This is a genomic window from Oculatella sp. LEGE 06141 (assembly GCF_015207605.1).
In the GTDB taxonomy this organism is placed as follows: domain Bacteria; phylum Cyanobacteriota; class Cyanobacteriia; order Elainellales; family Elainellaceae; genus Oculatella.
In genome coordinates, this window is record NZ_JADEWO010000089.1 from 1 (window position 1) to 18,803 (window position 18,803).

General features: G+C 49.9%; 14 protein-coding genes. 5 read left to right on the plus strand and 9 right to left on the minus strand.

Features of this window, described 5'->3' with window-relative positions:
- Positions 1 to 497 (plus strand): cupin-like domain-containing protein (locus IQ268_RS29850; protein ID WP_193886750.1); only part of this gene is annotated, 497 nt, incomplete at its 5' end.
- Between the two features lie 5 nt (positions 498 to 502).
- Positions 503 to 1,687, plus strand: coding sequence for a 2OG-Fe(II) oxygenase (locus IQ268_RS29855; protein ID WP_193886752.1), 1,185 nt, complete (start codon positions 503 to 505; stop codon positions 1,685 to 1,687).
- Here IQ268_RS29855 and IQ268_RS29860 read toward each other — a convergent pair.
- Positions 1,684 to 2,358, minus strand: coding sequence for a response regulator transcription factor (locus IQ268_RS29860; RefSeq protein WP_193886754.1), 675 nt, complete (start codon positions 2,356 to 2,358; stop codon positions 1,684 to 1,686). The genes IQ268_RS29855 and IQ268_RS29860 overlap by 4 nt on opposite strands.
- Positions 2,359 to 2,453: 95 nt before the next feature.
- Entirely contained in the window at positions 2,454 to 3,551 is a 1,098-nt protein-coding gene (locus IQ268_RS29865; RefSeq protein ID WP_193886756.1) for a response regulator, read from the minus strand.
- Between the two features lie 967 nt (positions 3,552 to 4,518).
- Between IQ268_RS29865 and IQ268_RS29870 the strand changes: the two genes are divergently transcribed.
- Positions 4,519 to 5,874, plus strand: coding sequence for an ABC transporter substrate-binding protein (locus IQ268_RS29870; RefSeq protein ID WP_339383731.1), 1,356 nt, complete (start codon positions 4,519 to 4,521; stop codon positions 5,872 to 5,874).
- Between the two features lie 13 nt (positions 5,875 to 5,887).
- Here the strand turns inward: IQ268_RS29870 and IQ268_RS29875 are convergent, their stop codons facing one another.
- The 6 genes from IQ268_RS29875 to IQ268_RS32575 all read right to left on the minus strand — a co-directional run bounded on the left by IQ268_RS29875 (position 5,888) and on the right by IQ268_RS32575 (position 14,990).
- The gene (locus IQ268_RS29875) at positions 5,888 to 7,177 is read right to left on the minus strand and encodes a response regulator (protein ID WP_193886759.1); all 1,290 of its coding nucleotides are present in this window, start codon (positions 7,175 to 7,177) and stop codon (positions 5,888 to 5,890) included.
- Positions 7,167 to 9,782 (minus strand): hybrid sensor histidine kinase/response regulator, encoded by a 2,616-nt coding sequence (locus IQ268_RS29880; protein ID WP_193886760.1) that lies wholly within the window; start codon positions 9,780 to 9,782, stop codon positions 7,167 to 7,169. Before IQ268_RS29880 ends, IQ268_RS29875 begins: the two co-directional genes overlap by 11 nt.
- The gene (locus tag IQ268_RS29885; protein ID WP_193886761.1) at positions 9,779 to 11,203 is read right to left on the minus strand and encodes an ABC transporter substrate-binding protein; all 1,425 of its coding nucleotides are present in this window, start codon (positions 11,201 to 11,203) and stop codon (positions 9,779 to 9,781) included. Before IQ268_RS29885 ends, IQ268_RS29880 begins: the two co-directional genes overlap by 4 nt.
- Positions 11,204 to 12,008: 805 nt before the next feature.
- Positions 12,009 to 12,926 carry an NAD(P)H-dependent glycerol-3-phosphate dehydrogenase gene (locus tag IQ268_RS29890; RefSeq protein ID WP_193886762.1) on the minus strand — a complete coding sequence of 306 codons (918 nt, stop codon included), beginning with the start codon at positions 12,924 to 12,926 and terminating at the stop codon, positions 12,009 to 12,011.
- A gap of 93 nt (positions 12,927 to 13,019) precedes the next feature.
- Positions 13,020 to 14,705 (minus strand): glycerol-3-phosphate dehydrogenase, encoded by a 1,686-nt coding sequence (glpD, locus tag IQ268_RS29895; protein WP_193886763.1) that lies wholly within the window; start codon positions 14,703 to 14,705, stop codon positions 13,020 to 13,022.
- A gap of 78 nt (positions 14,706 to 14,783) precedes the next feature.
- A complete protein-coding gene (locus tag IQ268_RS32575; protein WP_228035846.1) occupies positions 14,784 to 14,990 on the minus strand; it encodes a hypothetical protein in 207 nt (68 codons plus the stop codon).
- A 136-nt stretch (positions 14,991 to 15,126) separates the two neighbouring features.
- Between IQ268_RS32575 and IQ268_RS29905 the strand changes: the two genes are divergently transcribed.
- Positions 15,127 to 16,107 (plus strand): ABC transporter ATP-binding protein, encoded by a 981-nt coding sequence (locus tag IQ268_RS29905; protein ID WP_193886764.1) that lies wholly within the window; start codon positions 15,127 to 15,129, stop codon positions 16,105 to 16,107.
- Between the two features lie 98 nt (positions 16,108 to 16,205).
- On the opposite strand, the gene IQ268_RS29910 is transcribed toward IQ268_RS29905, so the two are convergent.
- Positions 16,206 to 17,690, minus strand: a complete 1,485-nt coding sequence (locus IQ268_RS29910; RefSeq protein WP_193886766.1) for a glycoside hydrolase family 13 protein — start codon at positions 17,688 to 17,690, stop codon at positions 16,206 to 16,208.
- A 650-nt stretch (positions 17,691 to 18,340) separates the two neighbouring features.
- Between IQ268_RS29910 and IQ268_RS29915 the strand changes: the two genes are divergently transcribed.
- Positions 18,341 to 18,520 (plus strand): hypothetical protein, encoded by a 180-nt coding sequence (locus IQ268_RS29915; RefSeq protein ID WP_228035847.1) that lies wholly within the window; start codon positions 18,341 to 18,343, stop codon positions 18,518 to 18,520.
- Positions 18,521 to 18,803: the final 283 nt, after the last annotated feature.

Sequence of the window (18,803 nt, forward strand, 5' to 3'; positions counted from 1 at the left end):
GGCACACGTCGTGCTTACACTACGACCCGATGGACGGCACCTTAACGCAACTGTATGGCGCTAAGAAAATTCTGTTATTTCCGCCATCACAGCTTTACAATCTGTACCCAACTTCGGTTCTAAAGCATTTGCGCTATGGCTTGCAGCTTCGCGCCGTCTACAGCCAGGTGTATCCAGAAAATCCAGATTTCAACGCGTTTCCCAAATTTAAGCAAGCACTAAAGCAGTACCAGGTTGGCATCCTCAATCCCGGAGAAATTCTCTTTCTGCCCGCTGGTTGGTGGCATGAAGTGACCTCCCTGGAGAACGACATGGTTTGCTCAGTCAATCGCTTCTGGCATGTTTTGCCCCTATCACGGGCGCTACGTTCCTGGAGCAAATGGCGGGCGCATTTGGGTGGGGTGCTGGCAGCTCCTCATGTTGCGTTGAATTTGCTCAGTGCGCTACAGAGCAATACGCGAACAGGAGAACTGCGAAAACTGTTACAACGGCTCTAAACACCATGCCTTTCCTCACCGTGGGGGACCCTGTTCCCTGGTTCATTTTGCCTTCTACGTCAAACCCAACGTATCACTTTGATACAGTGGGGGGCTATCGTACGATGCTTTTTTTCTTTGGCAGTGCCCAGGTCGAGACGAATCGACTGGTGTTGAAGGAATTTTGCGATCGCCAGGTGCAATTTGAAGCAGACAACACCCCCTTTTTTGGGGTCAGCATTGATCCGGCGGATACGGAATTGGGAGCAGCGGTGACTCATCCCACCTACTGCAAATTTCTGTGGGATTTTGAGAAAACCGTGAGCCAACAGTATGGCGTTTGTCACCCCCATCCCGATGGGGGCGATCGCTACACGCCTAAAACCTTTGTGTTAGACGAAAATTTACGCATTCTGCAAATATTTCCCTTGCGCGATCCGGCTGACTATGTCGAGCAGATTGTGCAGTTTATTCATCAGTTGCCGCCGCAGGAACCGCCCAGGGATGCCAATCGTCAGGCTCCGGTTCTGTTCATTCCCAGAGTGTTCGATCCTGAGTTTTGCCAGCATTTGATACAGGTGTATGACGCTAACGGCGGTCGAGAGTCTGGCTTTATGCGGCAGGTTGATGGCAAAACCGTTGAAGTTCTAGATCATGGCTTCAAAAAGCGGCGAGACGTATTGGTGAACGAGCCAGCCTTACTGGAACAAGTGAATAACTACATCTTGCAGCGAGTCAAACCAGAGATTGAAAAAGCGTTTCAATTCAGCATCACGCGATTTGAACGCCATTTAATTGCCTGTTATGAGGCAACTAATAATGGCTTTTTCAATCGCCACCGCGACAACACCACAAAAGGCACGGTTCACCGCCGCTTTGCCATGTCGTTGAACTTGAACACGGGTGAGTACGACGGCGGCTATTTGCGCTTTCCAGAGTATGGAACGCAGCTCTATCGTCCCGAAGCTGGGGAAGCCGTCATCTTTTCATGTTCGCTACTGCATGAAGCAACGCCCATTACTCGCGGTACGCGGTTTGCGCTGCTCTCGTTTTTCTATGACGACGAGGATGCCAAGGTGCGAGAGCAAAATCGCCACTACGTTGTTTTGAAGAACAGCAACCAGCCGGCATCGAATGGCGATCGCGCCCAACCCGTTGCGGAAAAGGTTCCCCTTGGGTTTCAACCCAAGCGCAAGAAAAAACGGCGTTAAGGCTCGTCTAGCCACGGCAGAAATGAATGAGCCAAAATAGCGGCCTGGGTGCGATCGCGTAAATTCAGCCGGGAGAGAATATGGGAAATGTGGTTTCTGACCGTTCCTTCCGATAGGAACAATGCCTGGGCAATCTCTCGGTTGCTAGCTCCGGCAGCAATCAGCCGCAGCACGTCCCGTTCTCTTGCTGTTAAATCGGTTAACCCCGGAGGCGGCGCTGGTGCTGGGTTTGGTTCAGCAGCGGGAACCTGAGCAATCATTTTTTCTAGAATGCCGGGGCCAAATTGGGTGTAACCTCGATCAACCGAACGAATTGCCTCAGCCAATTCCTCGGAAGGCGTATCTTTCAACAGATAGCCCTTGGCACCAAAGCGCAACGCTTCTGCCACGTATTTTGTATCGTCAAACGTGGTCAAAATTAAAATTTTAGTTCCAGGAAACTGTTGGCAGATCAGTTGCGTTGCCGTAACCCCATCCATCACCGGCATCCGCACATCCATTAAAACAATATCAGGCGGCTGGGCGGTTGCTTGTAGCCCCTCCAGCACCTGGATTGCCCGTTGACCATTATCGGCTTCGCCCACCACTTGAAGATCGGGCTTCGTCTCTAGCAGCGTCTTCAACCCTCGACGCACAATCTCTTGATCTTCAACCAGCAATAAGCGAATCATGAATCTGCCCCATTCAACCTGTACGGAAAAAGTACATCAAACGTACGTCAATGTTTTAATGGCTGTGTTCATTTATGGTAATTTTTCAGGACGAATCAATGCGGAAACCTGGCGCTAATTTTGCAGCCTGCTTCCGGTTTGCTGATAATCTCTAGCTGGCCTCCAAGCGCGGCGGCGCGCTCTTTCATTCCCTGTAACCCGAATCCTGAGAGGTTTTCTTCTCGGCAAAAGCCGTTGCCGTTGTCCTGTAGCGTGACGAACAGCGTTGAGTCCGTAGCGTAAATGGTGATACTGACGGCTGTGGCGGCTGCATGTTTACAAATATTAGTCAGACCTTCCTGCACTATTCGATAAATAGCGGTGTTCAACGGGTTGGAAAGCGGTTTAGATAAATCAATACGGCACTCAGGCAACACTCCAGTAGTGTGATGAAATTCAGTCACCAGAGCGGCGATCGCTCCCTCCAACAACTTGCCCTGTAATGGGTCCGATCGCATATCGGCCACCGACTGCCGCACTGCTTTAAGCGCTTCGGAACCCAGCAGCTTTGCTTCCTGCAAAAACTCGTAGGCTTTGTGGGGGGCATCGTGCCACAGGGTTAAGGCTGTTTCCATTTGAATGTTCAGCGCCACCAGGGCGTGCCCCAGCGAATCGTGAATGTCTCGCGCAATCCGGTTTCGTTCTTCAACCGCTGTCATTGCTTCAATTTGCTGATTGAGCGATCGCTCATGTTCTAAAGCGCGACGTAGTTCTGCTTCTGCTGCTTGCAGGCGTGTATTCTGGGTTTCAAGCTGTAGCTGCAATCGCCGCAGCATTAACTGATGTTCAATTCGGGCAAACACTTCCTCCACCTGAAACGGCTTGCTGATGTAATCTACTCCGCCCACCGCAAACGCCTTCACTTTGTCAAACACTTCATTGAGGGCGCTGATAAAAATCACCGGAATAGCCCGGGTTTCGGGTTGGGCTTTGAGCTGCTGGCACAGGTCGTAGCCATTGATGCCGGGCATGTTGATGTCTAACAAAATCAGATCTGGAGCCTGCGCCCGAACGCCCATCAGCGCAGTTGAACCATTGGTAACGCTACGAACGTCGTAGCCTTGTTCCGTTAGCATGGCTGACAGCAACCGCAGATTGTCTAACGTATCGTCAACAATCAGAACATCTCCTTTCGAGACCTGGTTTGCGTTCATAAGTTTAGGGGCTTAAGCAACAGTATGAGGCGACAGATGATGAGGCGACAGATGATACGAGGTTAATCTTGCTGCTGCAACGATCGCTGCTGATTTCTTGCAGCGCTATCAGGCTGGTTCAAGCCGATGACGTTAACCTCTTTGGAGGGTGTCTGAGAAGGGCTCAACATTCTAAATTAGCCCCCTAAATCCCCCAATTTTGAGGAACTTTGAAACAGAATTGATTCGGAAGTCCCCCAAAATTGGGGGATTAGGGGGCGGTTCGAGTTGGAGCTTAGCGCTTTTAAGACATCGTCTTAACCAGAATTGTCCTGGAGGAAACGGTAACGCTCCTGGCACTGGTTGGCTTTAAACCTCAGAACAACAGTTGAGAGAAGTAAGAATTATAAAACGGCTGATGCGCTCTGGTGCAATTGACTGACAATTAAGTAACAACCAAATGCTGCAATCTTTTAACGTTGCTGTGGCGGGTTGAGCGAGTTTAATAAGGATGGTTTAACGGTGTAAGAGACTGGTTGAACGGTAGCCAATGGGCTGTATCCGCCCCTCTTTGGGTATGCCCAAAGCGTGTTGAGCTACTTGGGGGATGACCGAGCCAGTTCTGTTTCAGGGTTCTTCAGGAATGCGGGCTTAGTGCCTGCGGCAAGCCAGACAAGGGGGTGATTCAAGTATGATTAGCGCCTTTCAAGTATCTTCTTAAACGCCACCCGAACCGCGTCCGAACTCCACAGATCCTGGACTGCGCCGTCAACACTCAGCTCACTGGCGATTTTGAACCAGAAAGTGTACACGCCCCAAACAACCGCTTAAATCCTATTGAGAACCATTCAGTTAACGCAGGAAGACTTTAATGTACAACGCCGTAACTCAATACATACAACGTCTAAAGGTGCTTTGGTGTCGGTTATCCCTGCCAAAGTTTAGACAGCATCAATCTCTATGGTTGCTCTTTGTACTGAGTCTAATTGTGATTGCTTGTAGTCGTCAGCTTCCGTCTAATTCATCATTAACAAGTGGGTCACCTCCTACCACAGACCTGACGATTTGGTGGGATAAAGGTTATCTCTTAGAGGAAGATGAAGCCTTACAGCAAGTGATCCGCACCTGGGAGAAGGCACACAACACCCATGTGAAGCTGTCGTTTTACACCGCCGACGAAATTGCTCAAAAAGCGCTGAGGGCAGAACAGGCCGGCAACCCGCCAGATGTGTTGTTTGCCAGTCGGGCAGAATATCCGCTTCTAGTATGGGAAGGCAAACTAGCTGATGTATCAGAGGTCATTGAACCTGTTAAAAACCTTTACTCGGTCAGCGTCTTGAGGGCTATTCGATCGTATAACAACGTTGAGCAAAAGCGAGGCTATTATTCAGTTCCGCTGCATCAGGCCACCATTCACATTTTTTACTGGAAAGATTTGCTCCAGCAGGCTGGGTTTACGCCTAGTGATATTCCGTCTGAATGGGATGCTTTCTGGGATTTTTGGAAGACCGTGCAAGATAAACTGCGATCGCAACAAACCTTCGGCAACTACTCTGCTATTTATGGTCTGGGTCTACCTTTCTCAGTGGGCGCATCGGATACTTACTATGTGTTTGAACAAATTTTGGAAGCAAACAACGTTTCCCTGCTCGATCAACGCGGTCGTCTCCTGGTCGATCAACCAGAGGTTCGAGCTGGCATTGTAACCAGTTTAGATTGGTACTCACAATTGTATCAGCAGGGATATGTGCCACCCGATGCGTTGAAATGGCTCGATCCAGACAACAATCGCAGCTTTATCAATCATGAGGTGGTGATGACGGCTAACCCAACGCTGTCGATTCCTAATGCCCTGCGTCAAGATCCGGATCTGTATCTAAACCAGTTGGGCACCTTACCATTTCCACAAAAACCGAGCGGTCAGCCCATGCGCCATATCGTATTAGTTCGGCAGGCAATGGTATTTGCAACGTCTAAGCACCAGCAAGCAGCCAAGGATTTTCTGGCCTATTTAATTCAGCCAGAGGTGATGGAAACGTACCTGCAAAGCGCTGGAGGGCGATACCTGCCGGTGTTAACCAAAGCCAAACGAGCTGCGTTCTGGACAGACGCAGCCGATCCGCATATTTCCAGTGCAACAAAGCTATTAGATGCCGGGTTAACTCGTTCCTTCTCTAATGTGCAAAATCCTGCTTACAGCATGGTTCTCGGCCAAAATATTTGGGGCAAAGCGCTGGATCGAATTCTGATCGATCGCCTTTCTCCAGACCAGGCGGCAAATGAAGCGATCGACCAGATCAAACAAATTTTTGACCAATGGAACCAGGAGCGGCAAGAGCTATAACCCTCTGGTTCAGTTAGTTCTGAATTGGCAGTCGAATCAAGAACTCGGCTCCTTGACCCGCCTCCGATTTCACATCCAGGCTACCACCATGTCTTTCCACCACAATTTGATGGGCGATCGCCAGCCCTAACCCCGTTCCCTTGCCTACCTCTTTGGTAGTAAACAAATAATCAAAAATTCTGGCTTTTACATCTTCAGAGATGCCTTTGCCGTTGTCGCCAATTCGGATTTCAACGGTGTTCGGTTCAATCAACGCCGTTTGAACTGTAATGATCTGGGGATTAGCGTGCAGCTTATCAAACGACGTGTGCTGGGCAACTTCATCCAGGGCATCGATCGCATTCGCCAAAATATTCATAAACACCTGGTTTAACTGCCCAGGGAAGCATTCGACTGGCGGCAACTCACCATAGTTTTGCATGACTTGAATCGTAGGCCGGCACTCATTTGCTTTGAGGCGATATTTCAAGATCAGTAGAGTGCTATCAATCCCTTCATGCAGGTCAGCACTAACTTTGTATTCTGTATCCGTGCGCGAAAAGGTACGAAGGCTGGTGCTAATAGACTTAATGCGATCGGATGCCTCTTTCATCGAGTCCAGCAGTTTTGGCAAGTCTTCACAGACAAACGCTAAGTCAATACTCTCGCTATGCTCTTGTATCGCGGCAGATGAATGAGGATAGTGTTGTTGATACAGCGTCAAATGACTGAGCAGATCTTGCACATAATCCTCAGCATTACTGATGCTGCCACTGATAAACCCAGTGGGATTATTGATTTCGTGAGCAATACCTGCCACTAAATTTCCCAACGCAGACATTTTTTCATGTTGTACCAGTTGAAGCCTGGATTGCTGCAATTGCTCCAGAGCCGTTTGCAATTCGACCGTGCGTTCGGCAACTCGTTTCTCTAAATCCTGAGTCAAAGAACTCACCTGGAGGTGGGTCTTGACCCGCATCAAAAGTTCTAGCTCTTGAAAGGGCTTGCTAATATAATCGACTGCTCCCAGAGAAAACCCTCTGACCATACTGCCGATGTCTGATAAAGCCGTAATAAAGATAACAGGAATGCTAGCCGTAACAGGATTACTCTTAAGGTGGCGGCAGGCTTCAAACCCGTCCATTCCAGGCATTTGAACATCGAGCAAGATCAAATCTGGCAGGTGGGTATTAAGCCGTTTAAGCGCTCGCTCTCCGCTGATAGCAGTTGCAACGGTATAGCCTACAGATGTCAGTATTTCGGTTATCACTTCTAAGTTGGCTGGCGTGTCATCAACCACCAGGATTTTGGCATTACTCCCCATAAACAGATGTCCCCGTTAGATAGTGTTGCAGCAGTTCTTCAATTTCTTCGGTTTTGAATTGTCTGGTAAGTTGAAGAATGGGTTCAGCAAACGGGACATAACGTCTATTTGTATGAACTAATTGCTCAATCTGTTCTCGCAAGGTACGCAAATTTGACTGCTGAGCCAACGCTAACAACGCTTGCAAGGTTTGCATTGGCGGTAAAACGATCTCCGTGGGTATCGGCTCCGATTGTGCAGGATCAACCTGCGGAAGCTCATAGACCCACTCCAAATTCAAGTGTTCTGACAGCAATTGGAATAGCGACCTAGCATCTACGGGTTTAACCAGAAAGTCATTGCCTCCATTGTCTAGAGCCATCTGCTGATCCATTTGAGAGACAGACGCTGAGGAGACGATAACCTTGGTTTGCTTGAGGTCTTCCATATTCCGAAGGTGCTTCAAGAATTCAAATCCGTCCATGACTGGCATAGCCAGATCCGTGATCACTAGATCCGGTCGAACCGAGCAAAGCCGCTCCAGTCCTTCCTGGCCGTTCCTGGCTGCAATGACCGTAAAGCCAAGGGGTTCTAAAAGATTCACCAGAACCGTGCTGTTTTCCCAACGGTCATCTACTACCAGAATCTTGCGGCGATCGCCCACGTATCCAATAATGCGATCGCTTCCCTCCAGGGTTCCCTGCTGCTGCGCCCAATCGTTGGCTAGCGGCAATTCAACGGTAAAGAAAAATTCACTGCCTTTTCCCAATTCACTCTTGACCTGAATACTTCCCCCCATGAGCTGGACAATGCGCTGGCTAATGGCAAGTCCCAGTCCGGTTCCTTCAGACTGCCGTTGGCGATCGCCCACCTGCTCAAACGCTTGAAATAGTTTGGTGAGATGTTCCTCAGCAATTCCCACGCCTGTATCTGCCACCTGAATGTGAAGCGCAACCCAGGCATTCGACGACTCCAGGCTATCTACCCGCAGGGACACCGACCCTTGATCGGTAAATTTAATTGCATTGCCCAATAAATTAATTAAAACCTGACGCAGGCGTTTTTCGTCTGTAATAACCCCTTCCGGCAGCCGAGCACTGGGCTGATAAATAAACTCAATTCCTTTTTGCTCGGCTCGGATTTTGCACATCTCCACAACGCTTTGTAGCAATGATGGCAAATGCACAGCAACAGGAACTAACTCCAATTTACGAGCTTCAATTTTTGACAGATCCAACACATCATTAATCAGAGTCAGCAGGTGAGCGCCACACTGGTGAATGATATTAATGCCATCCCGTTCTTTGTTCGATAGGGTATTTACTCGTGCCAAAATTTGAGCATAACCAAGAATGCCATTGAGCGGTGTCCGCAGTTCGTGGCTCATGTTCGCTAAAAATTCGCTCTTGGCCTGATTGGCTGTATCAGCCTGTTCCTTAGCCTGCGCTAATTCAGCGGTGCGTTCGGTGACTCGGTGTTCTAGCGTTTCAAAGGAGGTCTTCAACTGACCGGCCATTTGATTGAAGGTTTGAGCCAGCTTGCCCACTTCATCCTCGGTCATCACCGGAACTGTTTGGCTTAAATCCCCTTCAGCTAAGCGAGTTGCGGCTACACCAATTGCCAAAATGGGGCGAGTAATCCGCCGGGAAAGCAAGTAGACGGCAACCAGGAGTAGGCCAGATGACAAGAAGCCAATCACCAGAATGTTCCTGGCTAGTTGCTGAGCGGGTAGAAATGCCTGAGACTGTTTGATTTCGGCAATTAAAGCCAGATTTTGTTCTGGTAGCCAGCGGTAAACTCCTACGACTGGAACGCTTTGGTAATTGGTGTAGCGACCAAAACCGCTCTGTTGATCGATCGCACGATTGATGCCTTCGCTACTGATGCCCTCCGCTATGGAACTGGCGCTTTCCGGACTGGTTTCTCCCTGTTTGGAGATAAAGATCGTTTTTCCCTTAGCGCGACCAACAATGTAAGTTTCAGCCGTTTCGCCTAGCCCTGTATTGTCTCGAATCAGCGTATCTACATCATCCAGGTTCAAATCAGCTACAAGCGCTGCCGTACGGATTCCCTGCTCGTCCAGAATGGGTGTGGCTACGGTAATCGCTGCTTTTTGAGTTTTCGGGGAGATGTAAAAGTTGGGCACCACAATGTTGATGCGATCGCGGGTGAAGTAGGTCGCCGGATCGCCAAGGGGACGATAACTTCCTTCTAGACTGGGATCATCTGAAGCAAACACTACAAAGCCACTATTGCGAGTAATGCGAATATTACGGAGGTTGGGTTTGATTTCAATTAAATCAGCAACATGCTGTGCAAGCGACTGGTGAGCCATCTGATAGGCAGGCTGAGTCGGGTCTGCGGTCAGCAGAGTATTAATAGCCACCTGAATTTCGGCCTCTTGACTCACCAGCAAGATATCACGCAGTTGGTTCTCAACCCACTTATCCAGTTGATCACTTTTTAGTTTGGCGGCAACGGTAAGCCGATTAATGACTTCTTCTTCTAACGAATGGCGAGCTTGAAAATAGGAGCCAACGGCCACTGTACTGATAGTAATAACTGACAGTACCGAAAAATAGCTAACCAACTGAGTTAATAAACTTTTATTTATCCAGCGTTTCATACCCAGTTCTCCCATTCCGTCCAAATGTTTTTGATCTGATCGATCGCCCACTGGCTAGCTTCAGTTGGAGATCCTTTATCTTGAATGACTTTGAGCACCATCTTGGCCCACAGTTGTTGGCTGTGGACTTCACTGAACGCCGAGTGAACGACTTCATAGGGGGTGAGACTAGGGCGATGATAAATCTTCAATGCCGTAGAAAGGTGAGGATCGGTGGAATCGCTCCAGAGAGAGTTTTCGAATAGTTGCGGCATCACAGGCAGCACTCGTCCTTTAAATCCGCTAATGAGCTGACCAATGTTTTTAGGCTCAATTAGATAGGTCAGGAAGTCCTTCGCTGCGTCTGGATGCTGGCAGGTTTTGGGTACGATCGCCTGTTTGATGCCTTTACGGGTAGGTAAGGTTGTGCCATCTAGTTTGCGAGGGCGATCGATCGTAACAATCTGTTGATACCGTTTGGCTGCATCCTGGTTGTATGAATTGGCTGGCAGTTTTTGCGTTAGCGGAATGGACAACGTTAAATTCTGCGTCATCAAAATGCGACCGTCGAGGAAGCTGGTATTATTTCCCGAACCAGTCCAGTCCATTGCAGCAGGTGGCACGTAGCCGTCTAAAAAGAACCGGGTGTATTCGTCCAGGGCAGTAATTAAACGCTGTCGATTGGCTGGTTCTTCGAGCAAAAACTCACCTTCAGAGTTCACCACGGCTACGTTGTAGGCATCGAGAAACATCATTAATGAGGTGTAGGTGTCAAACCCTACACTGGACATGCACAATCCCAGGCCATAAATATCGGGGTGTCCTTGCGATCGCAACTGCGTTTGCGCCGTTTGCCAAAATTGCCAGAATGGTTCCCAATCAACCGGAACATCCGCAGAGCTGAAGCCGATTTCTTCGACGAGATGCCCCCAGTAGTGAATGTAGTCATCTGCCTGCCACAGCGGCAAAGCATAATAGCTACGATCGCCCTGCACCTTGTTTCGATAGGAGACATGCGAGAGAGCCACATCTGTATAGCGAGTGTGGTTTGAGGCAATGACGGTAGACAGATCCATCAATTGATCTCGCCACGCCAGTTTGGGGGCAATGCCCGTATCAACGCCTACTGAATAAACGACATCAGGCAGTTTAGGATTGCCCGGTTCTTGAACAAGCTTGGTCAACTGTTGCTCAATTAAATCAACAGGCAGCAGTTTTAGGTTTACCGTTAAGCCGGACTGTTTCTCCCAGTTGTGAACAAGTTGAATCACCTGTTCGTTTTCTTCAGGTAGAAACCCCTGCTCCCACCAAATCACCAGATCTGCCTGATCGGATAAAGGTGTAGTGCTAAGGGATGAAGGCTGGGAACGTGCTGTGCAGCTTGCTAGTCCCAAACCCAATCCGAATAAGGATAGCCGTGAGAAGTCGCGCCTGGTAATCATAGAAGTTAATGTTGAACGTCATAGAAGAAAAAGTGAAGTAGCTCAGTCAACTCATTGGTTTTAGTTGACTGAATGGTGTATGTTATCTACAACTTTCAAGCAAAATAGGATAGTTAAATATAAGGTTGGATAATTGAGTACAACGGATTTTCTCCTGGTTCAATTATCTATAAAACCTAGTGTGCCCACAGTGATGGGCGATCGCACCTGTTATTTGTTCTCCAACGGCTCCGCAGATCACCCAATAATACAACGGCAAACCCTCATCAACAGGGCAAGCCGTTTGACATTTAAGCTACTCATAAGGTAGCCAGATGGCAATTGTGACACAGTGTTATGGGGCGATCGCTACCGTGTATACACAGCATCCTACTGTTTGAATCAGAGTGACCTACCAGAAAACACCAGGTCAATTGCAATAGACCCAGACGTATTGCTGTCGCGTGCTTCTTGCAGAGTATGTACGCCCTACAAAGAACATTTAATCCGTTTCAAACAGCCTCTAAGAAGGTTTACAGTCATCTATGCTTGTTGCGTGTCAGTAGTGACTTTGCGTTGAGTTTTAGCACTGTAAAACGGTGGAGTCGTCAATGGCGCATCTTGATCCAGTACAGACAGAACTACAAAGGGGTGCCAATTGAGGAACAAGGCAAGTAGCTGAAAGCCGCAGAAAATCAAAGCAATAGAGAATCAAGGTAATGTAACGGCTTTGCAGTTTGGCGATCGCCGCGATGTACCCATCCTGTAATCGAGTCAAGAAGGCACAGCGAATTCACACCACCATTCAGCAACGCCCAATACTCCACTAAGCTTCTGGCTTCAAATCCCGCTCCATTAGAGTTTCCACCGCTGCCCGTGGCGTAATTTTGCCATTGAGCAACAAATAGACTTGCCAGGATACTGGTACCGGAATGGTTTGTTGCTTTGCCAAATCAATAAGGACATTCGTGGTATTCACACCTTCAGCCGTACCTTGCAACTCAGACAAAATTTGCTCCAATGGCTGCCCTTGCGCCAGCCCATATCCCACCCGATAGTTACGGCTCAGGGAACTGCTGCACGTCGCCAGTAAATCGCCCAATCCGGATAGACCAAAGAAGGTTTCTGGCTTCGCTCCTAACCGAGTGCCAATGCGAATGACTTCTGCCAGGGCGCGGGTCAGCAATGCTGATTTAGCATTGGTACCCAGGTTTAACCCATCGCATACCCCAGCAGCGATCGCAATCACATTCTTCAAGGTGCCACCCAGTTCGGTTCCAAGTGGATCGGTATTGGTATACACCCGAAAGCGATCGGAAGCCAACACCGTTTGTACCATTGCCGCTGCCGCTATATCCTGACTGGCAACCACTGTTGCCGCGGGTAATCCCTGAGCAATTTCTTTCGATAAATTGGGGCCCGACAACACCACGATCGCATGATCAGGCAGCATCCGTTGCCAGATTTGAGACGGAGTAGACAGCGTTGCCGCATCTAGTCCTTTGGTGGCTGTAACCAAAATGGTATGAGCCGGAAGGGCGATCGCCTGTAGCTGGGTAGCCACATCGGTTACGCCGTTCATTGAAATGGCAGAAATAACCACATCTGCCGTTTGCACTGCTTCATCTAAGGAGCCACTTCGACGCGACCAGGTACGGACGGAGTGACCGTTGTTTGCCGCTAAGGTAGCCAGGACAGAACCCCATGCTCCTGTTCCCAAAATTGTGACGGATGCGTGTTGCACGTAAGCTAAAGAATGAAATAGATGTTATGGCACGTTGCTATGGTAACGGTTGAACGCAAAATCACGAAATTAAGATCGCCTAATGAACAGGCGCTAAACCGTTAAAACGTCGGCAGACTGGGCAACTTCTTGTTCCAACACATAATCGGGCAAGCAGTTTTCCTGCACATAAATGGCGTATTCTGCCCGTTGGCGATCGCACTCTGCCTCACTCCAACCACAATAGGCTTGCAGCGTTGCCGTTAGGACAGGCAGCACATCAAATCCATAATTGGCCTGCATTGCTAATGTGGTGCGGCGATGGCAAATATCCACCAGGGTATACGCCATTTCAGATTGGACTGCGTACACCACCTGCGCTTTGATATCGGGGAGGGAGGGTACTAGAGGCGCTGCCAGATCAGGATGCGTGTCTACCAGCGCTAACAGATCGGTTGCTTTGGCTCCATACAGCCGAAACAAATGATGCACCGTTGCCGCAGAGAGACGCGATCGATAGGCATCAATCGCCTGAGCAATGCGCGGATCGTGGGGCAAAATAGCACCCGGTAGCGGCAGGTGACGGGTCGGGCAAGCCGGAGCCGATCGCCCCAGTTTGCGATACACCGCATCCACCATTTCTTCTCCCACGCGGCGATAAGTGGTGAGCTTACCACCGATCAGCGAAATCAGATTAGCAACTCCCTCCGAATGGTGGTCATACAAAATGTGGTTGCGAGTAATGCTGCCCGGATCTTTACCCGCTGCATTGGGCAACGGACGAATGCCAGAATAGGTAAATTTCACATCCTGTCGGGTTAGCTTCGCCGCTGGTAGAACATGGTTCGTTTCAGCAATTAAGTAATCAATTTCGTCGTTGCTGGCCTTGACCCGATCCAGATCACCCTGGTAGTGCAAATCAGTGGTGCCAATCAGGTATAGGTTCAGCCACGGCACAATAAAGAAGGGGCGATGATCTGCCCTCGCCTCTACATAAAGCGCCGTTTTTGGGGCACCCGGAAAGGGATTAACAAGGATGTGGCTGCCTTTGGTTCCGCCCAGTTTGGGGGTATTGCCAATTGGCGTAGAATCGCTCGATCGCAGCACCTGATCGACCCACGGCCCAGATGTATTTACAAAAATAGAGCGATCGCCTCCCTGCACTGTAAACACATCCCCCGTTTGCCGATCCTGACAGGTCACCGACATGAGGCGATCGCCCTTTCGATGCAGTGCCGTTACCTGCACATAATTCAACACCGTTGCCCCGGCAGCCTGGGCGGAAAGCACCGTTTCCAGACACAGACGCTCGGCATACTCTGCCTGCCCATCAAAATATTGAGCGGCTCCCACCAAACCCTCCGGATTAATCTCTCGAAAGAGCTGCCGAAATTTTTGCTGAGGTAGCATCCGGTGCGACAACAGCGACTTATCCATGCTCAGCAGGTCATACAACAGCATCCCGGCCTGAATTTCCCAATAGCGGCGGGAACCCTGGCGATACAGCGGGATGGTCATTTGAATCGGCTTCACCAGATGAGGGGCAGTGTGTAGCAAAATTTCCCGTTCGCGCAGCGACTCTCGCACCAGCTTGAACTCAAAATATTCCAGGTAGCGCAAGCCACCATGAATCAGGCGCGTAGACCAACTGGTCGTACCGCTCCCAAAGTCGTTTTTTTCAATCAGGAGAGTCTTCAAACCGCGCAGGGCTGCATCTCTGGCAACACCTGCACCGTTGATGCCACCGCCGATCACAATCAAATCGAAGACCGTAGTTTGAATTTGGGCAAAGTCTCGCATGGATTACCTGGGGGTGTCACACCCAATCCTCCCTGGTTCCATCATGCCAATTTAGCGGATTCGTTCAACGCTCTACGGTTAGAGGGTAGGGAATGAAAACGGGTGTGGCAACCAATCTACGATCGCCACACTATACTCAACGTCTGCCGAGTTGTACGACAAATCCGTTGGAGCCGGAACCATTTCTCCTCGAAAATCGAGAATCTGCACCAAAACCAGATAGCCGATCGCCAGAATTAACGACACAACACCCGTCAGGATTGCGATAATCTTTGATCGATCCATAAAGATGCCTAATTCCTTTGCGTGATATTTTTTGACATAAGTCTTGCTCTAGCCTGACACAAAAGGCCATAAATGCGGGAATCCTAAACGAAACCCCATTGTCACAGTCATCTCAAACGGTTTTCTGGGAAATAAGATGGAAACGGTTACACCCCTTCTCTCCCTACCCACTACAGCCGATCGCCCCCTGGTAGTGCAGACAAACGACTTAAAAAAGGTCTATCGCACCGGTTTTTGGCTGAATCAAAAAGTTGTGCCGCTCAAGGGCTGCACTCTTCAAGTTTACGAAGGTGAAACCTTTGGCTTGCTAGGCCCAAACGGTGCAGGTAAAACCACCCTGCTAAAAACCCTGCTTGGCATTATTCGCCCCACGGACGGTAAAGGTTCGCTGCTGGGTAAACCGTTGGGCGATCGCTCCGTCAAACAACGCGTGGGCTACCTGCCCGAAAACGCTTACTTCTACGATTTCCTGACAGGGTGGGAGTTTTTGCAGTACGTTGCTGGCCTGTTTGGTATTCCCGCCGACGTGCAGCGCAAGCGAATTCCTGAACTGTTTGAGCTGGTTGGTTTAGCGCAGTCTGCCGCTCGTAAAAAGCAACTGCGCCAATACTCGAAGGGAATGCTGCAACGGGTGGGTATGGCGCAAGCCTTAATTAACGACCCGGAAGTGGTGTTTTTAGATGAGCCAATGTCGGGGCTAGACCCGTTAGGGCGCTACCAAATCCGCGAAATCATCCTTTCGCTCAAAGCGCAGGGCAAAACCATTTTCTTCAATAGCCATGTGCTGTCGGATGTCGAGAAAATTTGCGATCGCGTTGCCATTCTGGCGCGAGGAGAAATGCTCTGCGTCGGCTCACTGCAAGAGCTATTAGGCACAGCCGATGTTTATCACGTCAAACTCAAAAACGGCAATCCAGCCGTTTTGCGGCGATGGGTGCCCGACCTGGAATTTCAAGACGATGGCTGGCATGGTCACTTGAAAGGACACCCTCCAGATTTTCTAGCAAGCCTTGACCTGATGGGTGCCCAACTCGTCTCCATGACGCTGGCGCGGCCATCTCTGGAAGAGTTTTTTGTGCAACAACTGCGGCAACGCGGCATCTACGCCAGTCAGTAACCATCCACTCAACGTTACTGAGAAAGGGGCAGTGCCAACTGCCCCTTTCTCATGGTCTGCAACCGATCCAAGTTGTCAAGAGGCGATCGCTTCTGGCTTTAGCGCAGGTTTGCCGTCACGTCAGAGGATGCCAACACCAGACCCGATCGCCCCGGCAGGTTTAGCAGCAAATGATCGCCCATCCAGGTGGCTTCACCGTTGCCATACACCACCCGCTCGGGCTGCGACGGCAACCGCCGAGCAACCGCTTCCAGCTTTACTTCAGCCGCCTCCGTTCCAGCATTAATGGCCACAATCAACGAAGTTTCATCGAGCGATCGCGCCAACGCATAGACCAAGCCCTCGGCAAACAGCACCTCATATCCTCCGGTTCGCAAGGCCGGATAGCGATGGCGCAGCTCGATTAGCTGTTTGTGGCACGTCAAAAAGTCTAACTTCCAGTCTGCTTCCAGAGGGAAGCCGCGCCGCGAATCGGGATCTAAGCCTCCTGGCAATCCCACTTCATCGCCGTAATAAATGCTGGGTGCCCCCGGAAACGTGAGCAGCAATAGGGTTGCCAGTTTAACGCTGTCTTCGTCATCTGCGGCGATCGTCAGCAGCCTTGCCGTGTCATGGCTGGCCAACAAATTAAGCTGAGTGAGCTGAATCTCCCAGGGATACATCCCCAACAACGCCTGAATTTTTTGGGCATATCCAGATGCATCCAGTGCCGGATACGGTTCATAGCTACGGTCTTCCACATGGTGCCGCTGCACGCGATCGCCCGCTGTAAATGCAATGGTCGGAGCTGTAAACAGGTAGTTCATCACGCCATCAAACTGGCTGCCGTCCAGCCATTGCCGTGCATCCGTCCAGACTTCACCCACAATGTAGGCATCTGGATTGACCGCTTTGACGCGATCGCGAAACTCTTGCCAAAATCCGGGCGTTTCAATTTCAAACGGCACATCTAACCGCCACCCGTCGATGCCAAACTTAATCCAGTATTCGGCAATCTCCATGATGTATTCCCGCACGGCTGGATTGTCGTGGTTGAAGGTGGGCAAGGCTCGATTACCAGCCCAGCCCACGTAGTTTGCGGGGCGATCGCCATCATAGGCCGACAACGGCCAGCCCTCAATGCGAAACCAGTCTACCCAGGGCGAGTGAGGGCCGTTTTCTAAAATGTCGTGAAAGAAGAAGAAGCCGCGACTGGCGTGGTTAAACACTCCGTCTAGTACCACTTTAATCTGGCGTTGATGGGCAGCATCTAACAAATGCTTTAACGCCACATTGCCCCCCAGCATCGGATCAACTTGATAATAATCGTGCGTGTGATAGCGATGATTACAAGCTGATTGAAAGATGGGCGTAAAGTAGATGGCGTTAATTCCCAACGCTTGCAGATAATCTAACTGCTCAATCACTCCCCACAGGTCGCCGCCTTTGTAGCCCTGGAACGTGGGTTGAGTGTCCCAGGCTTCAAAGTTGACATGTTCAAGATTGAGAACACGTTGAACTGGCTGCTTTCCCCTGGCAAAGCGATCGGGAAAAATTTGATAAAAAACAGCGTGCTTCACCCATTCTGGCGTTTGAACCTGCATATGTATCATCCCCATCTATTCCCTGCCAAGACTACAAGACTCTTACATTTCTGATGACTACCTCTAGTGAGAAAGCAAGATAAACGGATGCGTCGTTGTCAGAAGGCTCTGACCTATTTAGACCTGAAGCTTTAGAGGATGTTTGAACAGTAGCAAATGTACTGCATTTGCCCCCTGTTCTGTTTCAAAGTCCCCGTTCGGCTGAGCGCTCACGTCGAAGCCAGAATTTGGGAATTTAGGGGGCGGTTCGGGTGACATTCAGCACCTTTAAAACAACGTGTTAGAGCAATGTTTGAACAGTGAGCGAATGGCGATCGCCCCACCCCACTTGAAAGCACAAGGCAGAGCATGAAGGCTCTGCCTCCTGAAAACCGATAGGATATTGACTCTCTTTTGCAGATACGGTAGGTTGAGATCTTATCGCGACTCAGTAGAGTGGCGATCGCACCGCCCGAAAATTTAGTCAAACGCGACCCGAAGTTGTTAGCAGCAACTCCGAGCCGCTGGCCCAGCCAAACTGAGTAAGCAGTTGGTGGGCTAAGGAAGCATTTTAACCCTTCCCAGCCACCCCGATTTGCTATGAGCATTGGCACGGGGTGGCTAAATTTTTGGGTTTTCCTACCCGTTTCACACAAAGGAAGTGAAAACCCATGACTCAATGCTTACTCAATTCTTCTGGAGCCGCCAGCGCTCCAGCACGTTGCCATCCATCGATCGCCCCCCAACCCGAACGAGATCCGCTCAAGCATTTGTTGATCGGCTCTCCTCGCGCCATTCGTCACACGATTCACCTGTTGCATAACCTGCACTATGTGGAGGCAGGGTTGTAGAGTCCGCTGATTGCCATTCCCAACCAGCAGTTGCTCATCACTCCTAATGACGGAGACATGATGAGTCTACTGCTGCGGCAGATTCGATTCGAGTAACCCAAGCCGAGAGGCGATCGCACCGATCCAGCGAAGGGCGATCGCTTCCCAGGGCGTTTAAGGATCGTGAATTAAATAACCTGTAATTCTGGTTTGGCTGTGTAATTCCATTGCGGTAGAAGCTCGTCGAAGACAATCTTCATATTGGCTTTGAAACCTTCAGCAACTTTTCGACCTTTTTGATACA

Coding starts and splice junctions, on each gene's coding strand:
- IQ268_RS32575 (WP_228035846.1), bottom strand. CDS start 14,990: ATGGATCGATCAAAGATTATCGCAATCCTGACGGGTGTTGTGTCGTTA.
- IQ268_RS29910 (WP_193886766.1), bottom strand. CDS start 17,690: ATGCAGGTTCAAACGCCAGAATGGGTGAAGCACGCTGTTTTTTATCAA.
- IQ268_RS29860 (WP_193886754.1), bottom strand. CDS start 2,358: ATGATTCGCTTATTGCTGGTTGAAGATCAAGAGATTGTGCGTCGAGGG.
- IQ268_RS29880 (WP_193886760.1), bottom strand. CDS start 9,782: ATGAAACGCTGGATAAATAAAAGTTTATTAACTCAGTTGGTTAGCTAT.
- IQ268_RS29855 (WP_193886752.1), top strand. CDS start 503: ATGCCTTTCCTCACCGTGGGGGACCCTGTTCCCTGGTTCATTTTGCCT.
- glpD (WP_193886763.1), bottom strand. CDS start 14,705: ATGCGAGACTTTGCCCAAATTCAAACTACGGTCTTCGATTTGATTGTG.
- IQ268_RS29915 (WP_228035847.1), top strand. CDS start 18,341: ATGACTCAATGCTTACTCAATTCTTCTGGAGCCGCCAGCGCTCCAGCA.
- IQ268_RS29905 (WP_193886764.1), top strand. CDS start 15,127: ATGGAAACGGTTACACCCCTTCTCTCCCTACCCACTACAGCCGATCGC.
- IQ268_RS29865 (WP_193886756.1), bottom strand. CDS start 3,551: ATGAACGCAAACCAGGTCTCGAAAGGAGATGTTCTGATTGTTGACGAT.
- IQ268_RS29885 (WP_193886761.1), bottom strand. CDS start 11,203: ATGATTACCAGGCGCGACTTCTCACGGCTATCCTTATTCGGATTGGGT.
- IQ268_RS29875 (WP_193886759.1), bottom strand. CDS start 7,177: ATGGGGAGTAATGCCAAAATCCTGGTGGTTGATGACACGCCAGCCAAC.